Origin of the sequence: Anaerobacillus sp. (assembly GCF_046314235.1) — a bacterium.
GTDB lineage: Bacteria > Bacillota > Bacilli > Bacillales > Anaerobacillaceae > Anaerobacillus.
On sequence record NZ_JBKBWN010000003.1, the window covers coordinates 109,586 to 127,290 of the forward strand.

Sequence of the window (17,705 nt, forward strand, 5' to 3'; positions counted from 1 at the left end):
GAACGATGTTATATTTATTTTAAATAACATAGTTACATTAAAGGGGAAAGTCTTATGAATGCTAAAACTACGTTTTTCGGTACAGCAAAGCAAACAGTTAAAAAATACCGTCATTCTAAAAATAAAATAATAAAATTTAGTCTCCTATTTTTGAGTTTTATTTGGAACGCAACACAAACTATCAAACGAATATGTGTAGACAAAGATTTTCGTTCTCTTGCTCTATTGCAACTACTCCATCCTAACAAGGTACATCAAACAACTCCTCTTACCTTTATGGATCGTTACCCTGCAATTTTTTCAGCATGCAAAAACTATTTTAATGGAAAACAAGACTTGAAAATACTTTCTTATGGTTGTTCTACCGGTGAAGAAGTATTGACTCTTCGTAAATACTTTCCCGATGCCGAATTAATAGGTGCAGATATTAATAAGCAAAGTTTAGCAATCTGTAGACAACTTCCTGTCGACAAAAATATCTCATTCTTATATTCTTCACACAGTGAGATCAAAAAGCACGGACCTTTCGATGCGATTTTTTGTATGGCTGTATTGCAAAGAAAACCACATGATATTGCAGCAAAAGGTATTACTAATCTAAAAAAAATCTATCCTTTTGATAAATTTGAACAACAAATTATTGAGTTCGATCAAATAATTAAGCCACAGGGGTTAATGGTTATTCATTATACACAGTATTCATTTGAGGATACTTCGCTAGCTTCAAATTACAAATCTTTAGGTTATTATAATCAAAGTGATTATCATTCACCTGTATTTGACAAAAAGGGTGAATTAATTAAAAATCCCCCCCCACAAAAAAGTATTTTTATTAAATTATAAATATTAGAAATTTCATTAGAAAAGAATAATACCTCTTGGAATAATCTTTTTAGCTAGTTGACTTTTATTTTATAGGGTGGTATTTTAATACTATCTCGTTCTTTAAAAAGAACATAAAAGGTGGTTTTGTTAGATTTTACAAAGATTTTGATCTTTATTTAGGACTGTTTCCCGTTTTTTTTAGGAGGTTTTACTTAATGAGTGCAATTGCTGGCATACAATACTTTAATAATGAACCGGTCTCTATTGATCATAGTAAGAGAATTATGAAATCTTTTGCAAAATTTCCAGCACAGGATAGTAAGACGTTAATTAAGGAGTCCATATTCCTTGGTTGTCATGCCCAATGGATTACACCTGAGTCAATTGGCGAACAATTACCTTATTATGATCAAGATAGGGGAATAGCCATTACAGTCGACGCTATTATAGATAATCGCAAAGAACTTTTTGATAAACTAGACATTGAAAAGTCACTTAGGAAAGCCATGCCTGATAGTCAGATAATATTATTAGCTTATTTAAAATGGGGAGAAGAGTCACCGAATTATCTAATAGGTGATTTTGCGTTTATGATATGGGATGAAAGAAAACAACTACTTTTTGGAGCAAGAGATTTCTCGGGTAGTCGGACCTTATATTACTATAATGACCTAAAGCTATTTGCATTTGGTACTACAATTGAGTCACTGTTGTCCCTCCCTCTTATAGAAAAGCAGCTAAACGAACAATGGCTTGCTGAATTCTTAGCGATATCGGGGATGATTGATACTGTAGATGGCTCAATTACTCCTTACAAAAATATACAACAGTTACCACCTTCACACAGTATTACAATTATTAAAGGAAATGTGAGTCTGAAAAGGTTCTGTAAATTGATTTCTGCTCCTAAACTAAAACTGAAATTTGACTATGAATATGTAGAGGCATTTCAAGAAATTTTTCAAGAAGCTGTAATATCAAGACTTCGTACAAACCGACAAGTTGGTGCTCAGTTGAGCGGTGGACTGGATTCTGGCTCAATCGTAAGCTTTGCAGTAGGAGCCTTAAGAAATAAAAAAAAGAAATTACATACATTTAGCTATTATCCTCCAGATGATTTTGTTGATTTTACCCCTAGTCACATTACACCAGATGAGAGAAGTTTTATTAAAAGTACAGTAAATTATGTTGGTGGTATTAATGACCACTACCTTAATTTCGAAGGCAGAAATCCATATACAGAGATAGACGATTTCCTAGATGTAATGGAAATGCCATATAAATTTTTTGAGAATTCCTTCTGGTTAAAGGGAATGTTTGAAAAAGCTCAAGAAGAAAACGTTGGGATTTTATTAAATGGAGGTAGGGGAAATTTAACGATTTCATGGGGATCGGCAATTGACTACTACTCTATATTATTAAAAAGATTTAAATGGCTACGCTTATATCAAGAGTTGAACCACTATAGTCAAAATGTAGGTGGAGCTAGGTTACGAAGGTTACCCGTCATTACCAGAGTTGCTTTTCCGAATCTTTTTGCATTATTAAGTTCAAAAGACCATGTATATAGAAATCCAAGACTTATCTCTCATGAGTTTGCAGAACATACAGATGTCTTTAACAAGCTAAAAAAGTATGGAATCGATGAATCAGGTTGGTTCTCAGAGTCCAATATTTACAAACAGAGAAAAAGACATTTTGACGATGTTTTTCACTGGAATGCAAGCAATACCTTAGCAACGAAGCTATCATTGAGACATGCCTTATGGAAACGTGACCCTACGAATGATCTTAGAGTCGTTCGCTTCTGTCTAGCATTACCAGAAGAGCAATATGTTAAAAACGGGATGGATCGAGCACTAGTAAGAAGAGCGACAAAAGGCTTACTACCAGATGAGATCCGTTTAAATCAACGTATTCGTGGCGTGCAGGGTGCAGATTGGGTTCACCGAATGATACCTAGTTGGAATGGTTTTCTAAAGGCCGTACAGGAAATGATTAATGATAAACAGGTAATGTCCTACTTAAACAATGAAATAATATTAAGAACCTGCCAAAATGTTAAAAATGGTGTAAGCCCCAAATACGTCTTGGATCCTAATAGTAAGGTATTAATGCGTAGTTTGGTAGTATACAAATTTTTGAAAAAGTTAAATTGAAAGGAGGTGATTTAGTGAAAAAACTTTGGAGTAAACCCCAATTAGAAGTACTTGAGGTTAGTAAAACAGCCGCATCAACTGTATCCGGACCTTATACGGATGAAGCTTATGTACCAGGTGAAAGTGTTGACCCTAATGATCCAGGTACTTGGAATCGATTTACAAGCTAACTTTTTGAGATTTTAACTAATATGTAAAAAAATATATAAATACTAAAACTACACCCTTATATCATGCATATAAGGGTGTAACTATAATTAAGCTTAATGAAGAATATTTTTATCTATTGATTAGTTTACATAAATCCTAAAAACCAATTCAGTTGAGTTCTTCATAATAAAAAAATGAAACAGAAATGATTGTTGTTTTAACTGTTAAGCATAAGGTATGTTTTAAAGAACGTTTTAACGTGAAAAAAATGAGGGAAGTAGGATAGCTAATGGAACAAAAAAAGGTACTAACACCAACGTACATGAGAGACTTTTCATGCATTGGAGCTGATTGTGAGGATACATGTTGCTCTGGTTGGCAAATAACAATTGATGAAAAATCCTATAATAGATTATTAGATGAAGATGATAATGAAAATAACCTTTCACTTTCACAACATGTAAAATTATTAAAATCCTCTAATTCTAATTCTGAAAATTATGCTGAAATTGTATTGAACTCTCAATCTTTTTGTCCACTTCTTAGTGAAAACAGGTTATGTACCTTACATAAAGAAAAAGGTGAGGAATTTCTACCAAATATTTGCGCAGCCTTTCCTCGTATTTCTAATATTGTAAATGGAAATTATGAAAAATCCCTTACTCTATCATGCCCCGAGGCAGCACGTAAGGTCCTTTTAAATGAAGAGGGAATAAGGTTTGATGAAATGTTTGAAGAAATAGGGGGAAAACAATTATTAAACGGAAAAATAAATACAGTTAAATTGCAAGGAGTAAAAAGAGAAAGAAATTACTTTTTAGAGTTAAGAGAAATCAGTATAAATATATTACAAAATCGAGATTTATCTTTATCTAGTAGGCTAATTAAATTAGGGGAATTCCTAAAAGAAGTTCACAAATCGTTAGTGAATAGTATTGATGGGAATATTCAATACCAAATAGAGATGTTCAAACATATCACAGTTTGTTATAAAGGAAGAGAGGGGGGGAACGCATCATCTTTCTCAACTGAAGCTCAAGTAACACTAATAAGAGGTTTAATTGATAAAAGTATCTTTACTGGAATTAAAGAAAAGCGCTATTTAAATTGTTTGCTGGAAGCATTGGAAGGATTAAAATACACCGGGAGTAACTTAAATCAAGAAAGTGTAGACATTTTCAACTATCACTCTAGCAAGTTAACAGACAAGTATGAACACATATTGGAAAACTACTTAGTTAATTACTGCTTTAAGAATTTATTTCCGGTAACAAAAGGATTGTTAGAGGATTATATGATCTTAATTGTACATTATGCTTTAATAAAGTTTCATTTAATTGGCCTAATGAATCGTTACGAAGATCAGTTTAATACACAACACATAATAACATTAGTTCAATCCTTTTCTAGAAATATTGAACACTCTTATAATGAGTCTAGTAAATTTATCGATTTCTTAAAAGAAAATGAGATAACATCTTTTGAGTCCGTGTCGGTTTTGATATGACCTGAAGGATAATATCTATTAAATTGCCTATGAAAAAAATATAGATTGCCAAGTTATTGACACCAATTAATAAAGGTGGTATAAATTAAATATATCGTTCTTTAAAAAGAACGGAAGAGTTAGTAAAATTCGTGGAATATATTTTTTTATTCTGTTTGTTCTTTATAATGAACTCGATAATTACAACAGGAGGAGAGAAATGGCTGCAATAACTGGTATCATTCATTTTAATAATAAGCCTGTTCCTTCTGATCATGTTAGTAATATGATGAAGGTATTAAATAAATACCCTGCTGATGATGTGCAAGTATGGATAGAGGATTCAGTATTTCTTGGTTGCCATAATCAGTGGATCACACCAGAGGCTATAGGGGAGAAAGTTCCTTATTTTGATTATCAGAGAAAATTAGTTATTACAGCTGATGCGATTATAGATAATAGGGAAGAACTTTATACAAAGTTAAACATACATATTAATGACCTCCCTGATAGTCATTTGATATTACTGGCATATGAAAAATGGGGAGAAGATGTAGTTAAACATTTAATTGGTGATTATGCTTTTATGATTTGGGACGAAAAACAAAAGAAACTATTTGGTGCCCGAGATTTTTCTGGTGCAAGAACACTTTACTTTTTTTCTCATCACAACTTATTTGCTTTTTCAACAATTATAGAACCATTATTTACATTGCCCTATGTAGAAAAAAAAATTAGCGAAGAATGGCTTGCAGAATTTATTGCTATACCCAATATGGTTGAGGCAGTTGATATGTTTGCTACTGTATATGAAAACATTAATCAAATCCCCCCAGCACATACGGTTACTGTTATTTCAGGTAATGTAAAATTCAAAAGGTATTGTAATCTTGGTGAGCAATCTGAAATAAGACTAAAAAATAACTATGAATATGAAGAAATGTTTCGTGATGTATTTAAAACAGCCGTCAGGAGCAGGTTACGAACATATGGTAAAGTAGGCGCTCAATTAAGTGGCGGTCTTGATTCAGGTTCAGTGGTGAGCGTTGCAGCGAAAGAATTAAAAAAAGAAAATAAGATGTTACATACTTTTAGTTATATTCCAACAGACAATTTTAACGATTGGACCTCTAAGTACTTTATTGCTGATGAGAGACCATTTATTAGAGCTACGGTAGACCATGTAGGAAATATTCAAGACCAATATTTACCTTTCAATGGAAAGGACTCTTACTCTGAGTTAGATGATTTTCTAGCTATTATGGAGATGCCTTATAAATTCTTTGAAAATACAGTATGGCTGAAAGGGATAAATGAAAGTGCACAACAGCAAGGTATAAAGGTTCTATTAAATGGAGCAAGAGGCAATCACTCAATTTCTTGGGGCTCGTTGTCGATAACTCTAGACTATTATGCAAATTTATTTAAAAAGCTTCGATTTTTCAAGCTTTATAATCAACTTAATTTGTATTGTAACAATTATAGTACTGGGAAGTCAGTCATGATTCCTGCTGTTGCAAGATTAGCTTTTTCTCAACTGATAAATAAAAATAAGGAAGAGGAAGTTAGGCCACCTTTGTTAATTAATTCAACTTTTGCAATTAAAACTAAGGTATTTGAGAAGCTTCAGCAATATGGTATGGACCAGTATGGTAATTTCTATAATCAAACCGATTATAGAAAAAGTCATTTTGAGCAGCTTCATACTTGGAATAAAACAGGTGTAGCTACAACGAAATTATCTTTACGCTATTCTTTATGGGATAGAGATCCTTCAAATGATATTCGTGTGATAAGTTTCTGCTTAGCAGTTCCTGAAGAGCAATATTCAATTGAAGGATTGGATCGATCCTTAGTACGTAGGGCAACCAAGGGTTACCTTCCTGATAAAGTTCGGATGAATTACAAAGTTCGTGGTGTACAATCAGCAGATTTAATTAATCGAATGTTACCTGTTTGGAATGTATTTATTGAGGAAATCGAGATGCTCACCAGGGACTCTATGATGTCAGAAATTTTAAATGTTAAATTAATTAAGGATGCACTAAAGGCTATAAAAGAGCCACGCCCTGATTTAGTATTTGAAAGCGATTTTAGAATATTAACTAGGAGTTTAGTAATATATCGATTTATAAAAGATCTTGAAAGGAGGTGATAATTATGAAAAAAACTTGGAAGCAACCTGAACTAAAAGCTCTTAACGTAGGTATGACAATGGGTGGAGCTGGTGAAGCTCAAGCTGATAGCTATTGTACTAGTCAACATCCAACCATTGATCCAGATGGAAAGATTAACAAGGCTTGTGCAAACCCAGACTTATTAAGTTAATTTATTTAAAAAAACGCCCTTATATTCTAAAACTATAAGGGCTTTAAAAAAATAGGAGACTAGATAATGAAAGAAAAGTATATGAGTTTTTATCAAGCTTTCGGGCTAAATATTCTAAGTGAATTAGTGCTTCCTGAACTGTCATTGATAGCTGATGAGCAAAAAATATGTGATATTGAGATAATTAAAGCTGATTTGAAGAACATGTGGGAGGAATTGAGTGAAGGTACAGAAGACTATTTTTTATATCAAAAGAATCTAATCATGTTTCGCATGCCAGGAACAGCTATTTTCTCAATAGAAAATGGAAACACAATCTACGTATCACCATTTGAGGAAGCACAAGAAGGCCATATCCGCTTATATCTTCTCGGAACATGCATGGGTGCTATTTTAATGCAGCGTAAAATTCTGCCATTGCACGGTAGTGCCGTAGCTATTAATGGAAAGGTGTATGCCATCGTCGGTGATTCAGGTGCTGGCAAATCGACGCTAGCTTCCGCTTTTTTAAGTAGGGGTTATCAGTTACTAAGTGATGATGTTATACCCGTTTCCTTTAACGAAGTTAACATTCCAATAGTAACACCGGCGTACCCACAGCAGAAGTTATGGATTGAGAGTTTAGATGCATTTGGAATGCAATCCGATCTTTACAGGCCAATAATTGATCGTGAGACGAAGTTTGCCATCCCAGTTTCGGATCACTTTGTAAATGAGGCCCTGCCACTAGCTGGAATTATTGAATTAACCAAAACGGAAAGCAGCGAGATTGATATTAAACCTATTAAGGACCTTCAACGCTTCCATACTTTATATTACCATACGTACCGTAATTTTTTCATTAGCCCTCTTGGTTTGATGGAGTGGCATTTTAACACTTCAGCTAAGATGTTAAATAAACTTGAAATGTATCAGATTAAGAGGCCGATTTCTAAATTTACGGCCCACGATCTAACTGAAGTGATCCTTTCTACTATTACTAAGGAGGTAAGTGTTGGATGATTAAAAATCAAATAGTTTCTTTGAGTAATACTGTGTGCCAAGGCACTGGCAATATCGTCAGTGATATGGACGGTGAAAAAGTGATGTTAAGCATTGCCAAGGGGAAATACTATAATTTAGGTGATATTGGTGGTGAAATCTGGGAGCTAATTCAAACTCCTATCCCAATTGAAGAGGTGATAGCTACACTTACTTCTCTATATGATGTAGAACAATCGATGTGCCAAGAGCAAGTATTATCTTTTCTTGGATTATTGGCCGAAGAAGGATTAATTGAAGTTAAAGAATTATAGGGGATTATTTACATGTTAAATAAGCTAAAGATATTTTTAAAGTTTGATAGAAAAACAAAGTTATTGCTATTAGAAGCGTATCTAAATTTAGCATGGGCGCGATTTTTGAAGCTGCTACCCTTCGCTAAGCTTGCCCCTTCATTAGGCAAACAAATGGAAGAAACCTCGTCGACACTGATAAATGCTAACAAAGAAACGCTGAGAAGTGTGTCAAATGCGATCCATATGATGAGCAAATATACATTTTGGGAAAGTCAATGCCTTGTAAAAGCTATTGCCGCAATGAAAATGTTAGAAAAACGTGGGATTGAAAGCACTCTTTATTTGGGAACCGCTAAAGATGAAAAAGGAATGCTTATCGCACATGCCTGGCTGCGCAGTGGACCATTCTATGTTTCCGGTTCTGAAGGCATGGAAAAATTTACGGTTGTTAGTAAATTTGCTAAGAAAATGACAGAGTCACAAACTAAAGGGGTAAACGATAATGGTGGATAATCTCTCTTTAAATACAACAACTATACCAAAGGAATTATCCCTCATCTTAGATTTGTTAAAAAAAGAAGAAGGTCAAAAGGCAGCATTCGAAGGTATTGACTGGGATTTGTTGATTAAGCTTTCCATTCATCATCGTCTCTATCCCATTCTCTACTCAAAACTTAAACAGGTGGATTGCCCCTATATTCCGAATTATGTCATTCAAACGCTAAGCAACCATTATAAGAGGAATACATTTCAAATGCTTCATCTATGCGGAGAAATGCAAACGGTTAGCGAACTGTTTTTGAAGCAAGATATTCGTCTTATTTTCTTAAAGGGTCCAGTACTAGCACAGTCGTTATATGGTGACCTATCGCTTCGTACTTCATGTGATCTAGATTTTCTCATTCCTATTGAAAAGCTTGACGAAGCAGAAGCGCTTCTAGTTGATCTTGGTTACGAGAAGGATGATTACATTAAGACGGTACTTAACGATTGGCGCTGGCGGCATCATCATGTTACATACTATCATGCTCAGAAGGGGATTAAACTAGAAATTCACTGGCGTTTACACCCTGGTCCAGGGAAAGAACAAACCTTTGATGAGCTATGGAAGCATAAATGTACGAGTACTTTAACAACAAAACCTGTTTATTATTTAGGGAAAGAAGATTTATTTCTCTTTCTTATTACACATGGCGCTCGTCATGGTTGGTCGCGTTTGCGGTGGTTGCAGGATATTCATCAACTTCTACAACAAGATTTAAACATTAGCAGACTAGCTCAAATACTTACGAAATACCAATATCAACAAGTGGCAGGGAAAGCTATTATTTTAGCATCACAGTTGTTTAATACTATCCTCACTCGAGAAGTGGAACAGCTAATCCATGGTGAACGACCAAAGAAGTTAGCTCAGGATACAATGTTTTATCTAGAAAAAATGGTGAATTTGCATACAGATCCTGTTCCTGAAGATGTGTCCCGTTATCATAAAAGGTACTTATTTTCCTTAATGTCATTTCAGCAAAAAATGTTATTTATTTTAAGTTTTCTGTATCCTTATCCGGAGGATGCTGAAACATTACCATTACCGAAAAAATTACATTTATTATATTTTCCACTACGTCCTTTTTTATGGGTCTGGCGAAAAACGAGGAAGCATGCGTTATCTTAGGAGGCAATAAAAATGAAACACATTGTTTACTTTTTAAAACAAATCCATGCCTATGCTGGTAAAATTCTTTATATTAACCTCCTAGCGATGCTGTTTATTAGCTTACTAGATGGAGTTGGGATATTACTATTAATCCCAATGATAAGTATGAGTGGGCTTGTTGATATTGATGCCACTGGAACACCATTAGTAGGTATTTTTGATTTTCTCCAGTCAATTCCAGTTTCAGTAGGGTTGCCTGTCATCCTCGGGATATTCGTCCTTATAGTTATAGGTCAAAATTTACTCCAACGACAGATAGCTATAAAAGGATCTATCATTCAACACGGTTTTTTTAGACATCTTCGGATGAAAACGTATGAAGCTTTACTCCATGCGAATTGGAATTTTTTCATAAAGAATAGGAAATCTGATTTGGTCCATTTAATGTCTGCTGAAATTGCTCGTGCCAGTGCTGGTACTCACTCCTTCTTACAATTTCTTGCTTCGTTAATTTTTACATGTATCCAAATTATTTTAGCTTTTTGGTTGTCACCAACGATTACAGGATTTGTCTTAGCTTCTGGGTTAATTCTTCTCTTATTTAACCGCAAGTTTTTAAAACGATCTTTAGAGCTTGGAAACCGCCAATTTACGCTTGGGAAAAGTTATTTAGGTGGAATAACAGATCAAATTAATGGAATTAAAGATATTAAAAGTAATACATTAGAAGAAACAAGAATGCAGTGGTTTCATAAGGTCACGAAAAGCATGGAAGAAGAACAAATTGAGTATACGAGGTTAAAAACAAAATCACAATTGTACTATAAAATAGCTTCATCTGTTTTAATTGCAGGTTTTATATTTTTAGCAGTTAACCTGTTTAACGCTCAAGTTGCTCAGCTAATGCTAATTATCGTTATTTTTTCTAGGCTATGGCCAAGAGTGGCTGGCATCCAAGCTTCTTTAGAACAAATTGCCACAACGATCCCAGCGTTAAAAGCAGTGATAGCGTTGCAAGAGGAGTGTAAGATTGCAAGAGAATTTACAATGAATGAAGAAAATATCCATCCTCTAAAGATTAATAGGGGGATGGAGTGTAGAGATATCTCTTTCCGCTACAACCCTAAAGAATATAAATACGCCCTAAAAAACATCAACATCTTCGTCCCTGCCAATCAAATGACCGCGGTCGTCGGCCCATCTGGAGCAGGGAAGAGTACACTTATTGATTTGTTAATGGGGCTAAATCAACCTGAAAGTGGAGAACTGCTTATCGATGGGGTTCCGTTAACAAGCGAGAATCTGATTTCATTAAGAAGAGCGATCTCCTACGTTCCACAAGATCCATTTCTTTTCAATGAAAGTATTCGTGAGAATTTGCAATTAGTTGCACCGGATGCAAGTGAAGCAGAAATGTGGGAAGCGTTGGAATTTTCTTCAGCTGCTGAATTTGTTCATAAGTTACCACAAGGACTTGATACACTAATTGGTGACCGTGGCATTCGCTTGTCAGGTGGGGAGAGGCAACGGATTGTTTTAGCTAGGGCAATTTTACGTAAGCCATCGATTCTTGTATTAGATGAGGCGACAAGTGCGTTAGATACAGAAAACGAGTCAAAAATCCAAGAGGCGTTAGAAAGACTAAAAGGAAAGATGACAATTGTAGTGATCGCACACCGCTTATCAACAATTCGTAATGCCGATCAAGTAGTTGTCTTAAATGAAGGTGAGATTATTCAGCAAGGTGGATTTAGCCAACTTGCCAAGGAAAAGCGCAGTATGTTTAGCAATTTACTTAGTAAGCAAATGGAACTAGTCCATTCACAAGAGGCTGGGACATAAGTAGAATACTCTCGCTTCAAAATTTGGAAATAGAAAATGCATGAAATCATGGTTTGAAACTGATTTCATGCATTTTATTCTGAATGAAGTTTTCTACAACAGCCTTGGTTTTTAGCTGGTTTAGATCCCAAGCCAATCGGAAATTTAAAATATGTTGTGAGGTTATCCAACTATATCTACCGTAGCAAAGATGTTTTTCGTGCTAATACCTTTAACAAGAAGAGCCAGGTTCGGACAGGGTTATGCTCAGAAGAAGAAAAGTAGTCTGAACTTGAGCCGAGTTCGGACCTGATTAGGCCTAGAAGAAGGAAAGTAGTCTGAAGAAGAGACAGGTTCGGACAGGGTTATGCTTAGAAGAAGAAAAGTAGTCTGAACCTGAGCCAAGTTCGGACTTGATAAGGCTTAGAAGAAGAAAAGTAGTCTGAACTTGAGCCGAGTTCGGACCTGATTAGGCCTAGAAGAAGGAAAGTAGTCTGAAGCAGAGCCAGGTTCGGACAGGGTTATGCTCAGAAGAAGAAAAGTAGTCCGAACCTGAGCCGAGTTCGAACCTGATAAGGCTTAGAAAAAGGAAAGTAGTCTTAAGTAGAGCCAGGTTCAGACATGAGCGCTTTTCGAATATGATAAGCAGCTTTTTTATAGTATTTGATTCTTGTCTGATTATCAAGACAGTCTTTATAAAGGTGATAATTATAGACGTATAAACAGCGATGATAGGTCCTTTTTGTTTTTTTGATCAAACTTTTTGAAAAAAAAGAACATTCTGAAGACCTCCTCTTGTTGAGCGTTTTCCTAGTGAGTCAAGGTAATCAATAGCCAACAACATAAATGGATGTTTGGTTAACGTACTTTTTCCTTAATTTCTATTTATGCATTTGGCTTTGGGATTATCCTTGCCAACTCAAAATAACTGAAAAGAAAAAAGTGATTGCTCTATAAAAGAAGCAACCACTTTATATTTTCTGTTATTGGTTTTATGTATTTGTAAGCACTGAGACGATTTTTTACTTTCCTAATATCTTTTGTGCATCAAGAGGAACTCCATTATTTCATCCGTACTAATTCCAATCACCATCGCCTCTTTGATTAATTCTACCCATTCCTGATCCAAGTTTTCAAATGAAATGTGCTCCAAGCAAAGTTCCCTCCTAAAATACTTTCCGTACCCCAAGCAGTCCAGCCGTCATGGTTGAAACCAACTTTAGACCTGTGACTTTGCGTCCCTATCTTTCAATAGATTTGCCTTTTATTGAAAATTTAGAAAAATTAGTGTATTTTTTATTATTCTTTCATCTACTATTGTAGTATAAGGCTCGAACTAGTTTTTTTGTGTAGAATCGTGGAAGAATTTTCAAATTTCATATGACAAAATAAGGTAAAAAAATCCTGTTTCAATAGGTCTTTACACCTAGTTATCGACAATTGTTAACTCCTATTTTATTGAATGTTCTGAAAATAGATATATCGCCAATATCGTATGTTTAAAAAAATGAAAAATAACAAATTTATTGTCGAAAACTTCTTATAGGAAATGGATCGATTGTAAAATTTTATAAACATATTTTAGGACAAAGGACTCAATAATAGAAGAGCGAAAGAAAACACCTAACATTACATTATAATTAGTGCGAAAAATTTAAGATTTTTAGAACTTTGTAGAAAAAATCTAATTATTATTAACTAACTTTTTTAATTGTTTTTTGTTATTCTAGTAAAAGCTGTTTTATTGAATGAAAGGGGAAGATGGAAATTTTATTTAGTAGTCAATTTTTAAAAGTTAGAGCTAAATTGATGATAGTTTCATTTGTTCTTTGTATTGTTTTAGTAGGTTGTAGTGATCTTCCAGAAAATGTAACTTTGACGAATGAAACTACTGTTTCGGGTGAAGCGACGATTCATTTTATCGATGTTGGCCAAGGGGATGCGACGCTTTTACAAGGACCTAATTTTACGGTGTTAATTGATGCAGGGCGGCATGACCGAAATGATGTTGTTCCTTATTTAACATCTGTTGGTGTGAAAGAATTGGATTTGCTTATTGGAACACACCCGCATGCTGATCACATTGGACAAATGGATAAAGTGATGCAAGCTTTTCCTGTGAAGGAGGTCTGGATGAGTGGCGACTCTCATACTTCAAAAATTTTTGAACGTGTCCTTAATGCGATTTTTGAGCACGAGGTTGAATACTATGAGCCAAGAGCTGGTGAGCAATTTGACATTGGTTCATTACATATACGTGTAGTTAATCCAGTCGAGCTAACAGGAGACCTTCATGATGGTAGCATTAGTTTAGTTGCCACTTACGGTGACATTTCGATATTGTTGACTGGAGACGCTGAAAAGCAAACAGAAGCCGCGATGCTAGACAGAAAAGAAGCGATCAATGCCCATATCTTTCAGTTAGGACATCATGGCTCGAGCACTTCTAGTACAGAAAAGTTTGTGAAGGAAGTGAATCCTGAAATTGTCATTTATTCAGCAGGTGCTGATAATTCCTACGGACATCCACATCAAGAAGTAATTGAACTGTTTAGTACCTTGCACATTCCAATGTATGGAACGATCAAAAATGGAACAATTGTCATTTCAACTGATGGTCTTGCCTATACAATAAATGCTGATCAATTGACGAGTAAGGAGCGAAAAACTGAACTAGATCAGTCACAACAAAAGCCTGAGATAGCAACATCTTCGTGTTTAGATATAAACAACGCTTCTATTGAAGAGTTATTAAAAATTACTCATATTGGCAAGGAACGTGCCGAGCAATTAATAAATTTACGTCCATTTAAATCAATTGATGAACTTAGTCGGATTAATGGAATTGGAGAAGGAAGATTGAAGGATATTAAGGCTGAGGGGTTGGCGTGTGTTCGTTGATCACGTTGTGAAATCAAAGAGCACTGATTTGCTCGTTGATTTCTACATTAAATTTAAAAGTAGGTGCATCCTAATTGTATTGAAGAATACGTTAGGAGGTCGTTAATATGCGTCGTTTAGCAACGATGTTTAGTATTGTTATGATAGGTGTAATTGCAATTTGGTATGCCAATGATCATGAAACTGAGGAGTATCATGGGCAAAGTCAGATGGTAATGATGCAGCAAAAAGCGCTCGATCAAGTAATGGCAAAGGATTTATCGTTAACTACATCAATGTTTATTGATCAGCTGAAAAATCAGCTACTTCGCTGGGGGGAACAGGATTTCTCTAATGAAGAACTTTACGAAAAGTTCCAAGAAGAAATGATTAATCATCATCATTTTGAGGCGTTTGCGATTATGAATGATGGCCAAATTGAACATATGGCTGGAGAACTTCATGAGCAAGATTTACAAAACCTTAGTCATACAAACAAGGGCTTAGAGAGCTCAGATCCTTATACAAAAAACGGAAATGAATATATGCTCGTTGGCTGCACTGCTGCTAACGGTAAAAAAGTGGTAGGAGAAGTGAATTTATCATTCGTAAAAAAATATGTTCGAGATTTAGCGCATGTCGTTGACGCTAATGGGAATTTTTTTATCGGTGGGGAACAAACCGAGCTTGAATTTGAAGGCGAGGGCATCCGTCCAACCGTAGCAACAGAGAGAGTTCCAGAACTAGGGTGGCAAATTAGCATTCAGTCTTTACCACAAGCGCTAGATGATAATGAACACTATGTTGAGCATGAGGTTATTATTAGTTTTGCCGAGGGAGTAAACGGAGAAGAGTGGATAAGATCATCACCATTAACGTTAGTTAAAAATGGTGGTCCATACTATGTTGTTCGTGATGAAACAAGATTAACTGAGCAACTTGTCTCGGAATTAAGCTTGTTAGAAGAGATTGAAACCGTTGAGCCTAATTATTTTTATACGAAACAAACACAAGAACCGTTTATAAGACGTCAAGGTGAGCAAATTCCAAATGATGAATTTTACGAACCGTATCAATGGAATTTATCACAAATCTTCGCGGAAATTGGTTGGAACATCACAAGTGGTACAGAAGATGTCCCAATCGCTATTTTAGATAGTGGTGTCGATCCGGACCATGAAGATTTAAAAGATCGTATTTTATATGGATACAATGCCTTTAAAGACGATGGTGAATTTTTTGATGAACATGGTCATGGGACTCACGTTGCCGGAATAACAGCTGCGACGACAAACAATGTTACAGGTATCGCAGGTGTCTCCTGGTCTAATCCGCTCTTACCAGTCAAAGTGTTAAATGAAGACGCCGAAGGAACAGCTTTTGAGGTGGCAAATGGCATTCGTTGGGCGACAGATCATGGAGCGAAAGTGATCAACATGAGTTTAGGTGATACATTTAATTCAAGAATTATGTATGATGCAATTCGCTATGCCTATAAAAATGATGTTGTCTTAATTGCTGCAGCAGGGAATGATAATGTTGAAACTCCAATGTATCCAGCAGCGTATGATGAGGTCATCGCTGTATCTGCTGTCGATAGTCAAAGACATAAAGCAATCTTCTCAAATTATGGAAATCACATCGACGTTACAGCACCAGGTGAGCATATTCCAAGTACGTTTCTAGACAATGCTTATGTGATGATGTCTGGAACTTCGATGGCAGCCCCTCATGTTGCGGGTCTAGCAGGTTTAATTAGATCGATTAATCCAGAACTGACAAATGTAGAAGTAGCTGAGATTATTCGTACAACCGCTAATGATATTGGTCCATTAGGGTATGACCCATTCTATGGTTATGGCGAAATTAATGTAGTCAAAGCTTTACAACAATTAAAAAAATAGTAAAAGGCTGTCCGCTGAGTGTCAGTCACCTCGAAGTGTTACTGTAAATAGGAGTGTCGCTTTGTACACACTATCTACATACGAGGTGGCTGGCACTTTCCAGTTAGGACAGCCTCTTACTTTGCCGTTTGTTCTTTTAAGACGTTTCTTGCGCTTTATGTTTAAATCATTTCTTGTATTGATCATCGTGATCTTCAAACAATGTAGATCTTTACAAGAAAAGATTTGTCGTGTTTTCGGAAACTGGCTGGCATATTGAGATGTCAATGTAGCCCCTTTAGCTTTGCGTCGCCACTTTTCAATGGTTTTGCCTGTTCGTACCATGATGCTTCCCTAAGCATTCATCTCGAAATGAACTATAGATAGAAGTTGCTTTGTGTTAACAACTTTTTAGAGTAGCCGAGGTGATTGGACTTTTGTCAGCACCAAATGTAAAGCTTGAAGAAGAGAACGTTTAAACACAGCAAATTAAGATTATTGGGGGATCGTTTGAACTAAGTTAAGTAGCTCGTCCAGCTCTTGACTGCATTTGATCGTCTTTTTTGACGTCATCCCTGTAATACTAGCTAAATAAATCATTTGCATTCGTTTTTTTTCAATTACTTGCGCTAACATTTTGACAAGTCACTCCTTAAATCTGCTGTGTTTGATAGTTACCATTATTCAACAAATTCCATTAAAATTAAACAGTTTCGCTAAAACTAGTCATCAGTCTCGTGAATTTCTAAAAAAATGTCACTTTATCTGACATTTCGACAGATTTCTGTATTTAACAAAAGCTTATGAACAATTTTTTCATAGAAAACCGAAATGTCTGCAAGAACTACTCCACTATTTCTACATTTTAAAAGTCGCTGAATTCCCTTTCTCTTCGCTGTAAAACTCTAACGATTTTTAGAGGCTTGTTCAAGGAAATCCAGCGACATTTATTTAATGAAAAAAAGCACCTAAGAAAGATGCTATTTAAGGATCAAAAGGATTATTAATTTTTCTAAACGGGCTTTTTTAGTACTCAATTTCATCGTAAGCTTTAGGCTGGGGATCGCGTTCCTCTGGCGTTATTATGTCATATTTAATTTTAACTTCAGAGTTATTTTTGTTTTTATTATGTTTCTCGCTACGATCATTCATTTTTTTTGTTTGTTTCAAGATATTTACACCTCTTTATGTTATGATATTCCATATTATTCCCTTTTCTTCAAATTTCATGTTACAGTAAAA

At 35.2% G+C, this 17,705-nt stretch carries 16 protein-coding genes and 2 riboswitches; of the genes, 13 read left to right on the forward strand and 3 right to left on the reverse strand.

The genetic code is table 11. The features are described from left to right. Positions 1-54 precede the first annotated feature (54 nt). The 11 genes from ACK4M9_RS04660 (at position 55) to ACK4M9_RS04710 (ending at position 11,721) form a co-directional block, all read left to right on the forward strand. The gene (locus ACK4M9_RS04660) at positions 55-843 is read left to right on the forward strand and encodes a class I SAM-dependent methyltransferase (protein WP_409848434.1); all 789 of its coding nucleotides are present in this window, start codon (positions 55-57) and stop codon (positions 841-843) included. A 197-nt stretch (positions 844-1,040) separates the two neighbouring features. Next, positions 1,041-2,984 carry an asparagine synthase-related protein gene (locus ACK4M9_RS04665; RefSeq protein WP_409848435.1) on the forward strand — a complete coding sequence of 648 codons (1,944 nt, stop codon included), beginning with the start codon at positions 1,041-1,043 and terminating at the stop codon, positions 2,982-2,984. A 14-nt stretch (positions 2,985-2,998) separates the two neighbouring features. Continuing rightward, the gene (locus ACK4M9_RS04670; protein ID WP_409848436.1) at positions 2,999-3,154 is read left to right on the forward strand and encodes a paeninodin family lasso peptide; all 156 of its coding nucleotides are present in this window, start codon (positions 2,999-3,001) and stop codon (positions 3,152-3,154) included. A 269-nt stretch (positions 3,155-3,423) separates the two neighbouring features. Then, positions 3,424-4,641 carry a flagellin lysine-N-methylase gene (gene fliB, locus ACK4M9_RS04675; RefSeq protein ID WP_409848437.1) on the forward strand — a complete coding sequence of 406 codons (1,218 nt, stop codon included), beginning with the start codon at positions 3,424-3,426 and terminating at the stop codon, positions 4,639-4,641. A gap of 199 nt (positions 4,642-4,840) precedes the next feature. After that, positions 4,841-6,775 (forward strand): asparagine synthase-related protein, encoded by a 1,935-nt coding sequence (locus ACK4M9_RS04680; protein WP_409848438.1) that lies wholly within the window; start codon positions 4,841-4,843, stop codon positions 6,773-6,775. Between the two features lie 5 nt (positions 6,776-6,780). Continuing rightward, entirely contained in the window at positions 6,781-6,948 is a 168-nt protein-coding gene (locus tag ACK4M9_RS04685; protein ID WP_409848439.1) for a paeninodin family lasso peptide, read from the forward strand. A 66-nt stretch (positions 6,949-7,014) separates the two neighbouring features. Next, positions 7,015-7,950, forward strand: a complete 936-nt coding sequence (locus ACK4M9_RS04690) for an aldolase (protein ID WP_409848440.1) — start codon at positions 7,015-7,017, stop codon at positions 7,948-7,950. Continuing rightward, positions 7,947-8,243 carry a lasso peptide biosynthesis PqqD family chaperone gene (locus tag ACK4M9_RS04695; RefSeq protein WP_409848441.1) on the forward strand — a complete coding sequence of 99 codons (297 nt, stop codon included), beginning with the start codon at positions 7,947-7,949 and terminating at the stop codon, positions 8,241-8,243. The genes ACK4M9_RS04690 and ACK4M9_RS04695 overlap by 4 nt, the downstream gene beginning before the upstream one ends. Positions 8,244-8,249: 6 nt before the next feature. Continuing rightward, complete coding sequence (locus ACK4M9_RS04700; RefSeq protein WP_409848714.1) at positions 8,250-8,738, forward strand: lasso peptide biosynthesis B2 protein; 489 nt, start codon at positions 8,250-8,252, stop codon at positions 8,736-8,738. Next, positions 8,728-9,897: a nucleotidyltransferase domain-containing protein gene (locus ACK4M9_RS04705; protein ID WP_409848442.1), complete on the forward strand. Its 1,170-nt coding sequence runs from the start codon at positions 8,728-8,730 to the stop codon at positions 9,895-9,897. The genes ACK4M9_RS04700 and ACK4M9_RS04705 overlap by 11 nt, the downstream gene beginning before the upstream one ends. 12 nt (positions 9,898-9,909) lie before the next feature. Further along, entirely contained in the window at positions 9,910-11,721 is a 1,812-nt protein-coding gene (locus tag ACK4M9_RS04710) for an ABC transporter ATP-binding protein (RefSeq protein WP_409848443.1), read from the forward strand. 1,009 nt (positions 11,722-12,730) lie between these two features. Here ACK4M9_RS04710 and ACK4M9_RS04715 read toward each other — a convergent pair. Beyond that, positions 12,731-12,853, reverse strand: a complete 123-nt coding sequence (locus tag ACK4M9_RS04715; protein ID WP_409848444.1) for an anti-repressor SinI family protein — start codon at positions 12,851-12,853, stop codon at positions 12,731-12,733. A gap of 32 nt (positions 12,854-12,885) precedes the next feature. After that, positions 12,886-12,972: riboswitch (cyclic di-GMP riboswitch) on the reverse strand. A 489-nt stretch (positions 12,973-13,461) separates the two neighbouring features. Here ACK4M9_RS04715 and ACK4M9_RS04720 point away from each other — a divergent pair. Then, entirely contained in the window at positions 13,462-14,601 is a 1,140-nt protein-coding gene (locus tag ACK4M9_RS04720) for an MBL fold metallo-hydrolase (RefSeq protein WP_409848445.1), read from the forward strand. A gap of 107 nt (positions 14,602-14,708) precedes the next feature. Next, complete coding sequence (locus tag ACK4M9_RS04725; RefSeq protein WP_409848446.1) at positions 14,709-16,484, forward strand: S8 family peptidase; 1,776 nt, start codon at positions 14,709-14,711, stop codon at positions 16,482-16,484. A 235-nt stretch (positions 16,485-16,719) separates the two neighbouring features. Then, positions 16,720-16,806, reverse strand: a riboswitch (cyclic di-GMP riboswitch). Positions 16,807-16,958: 152 nt separating this feature from the next. Here ACK4M9_RS04725 and ACK4M9_RS04730 read toward each other — a convergent pair. Both ACK4M9_RS04730 and ACK4M9_RS04735 read right to left on the reverse strand, forming a co-directional pair. Continuing rightward, a complete protein-coding gene (locus ACK4M9_RS04730; RefSeq protein WP_409848447.1) occupies positions 16,959-17,099 on the reverse strand; it encodes an aspartyl-phosphate phosphatase Spo0E family protein in 141 nt (46 codons plus the stop codon). Between the two features lie 390 nt (positions 17,100-17,489). Then, complete coding sequence (locus ACK4M9_RS04735; protein ID WP_409848448.1) at positions 17,490-17,633, reverse strand: hypothetical protein; 144 nt, start codon at positions 17,631-17,633, stop codon at positions 17,490-17,492. Positions 17,634-17,705 lie beyond the last annotated feature (72 nt).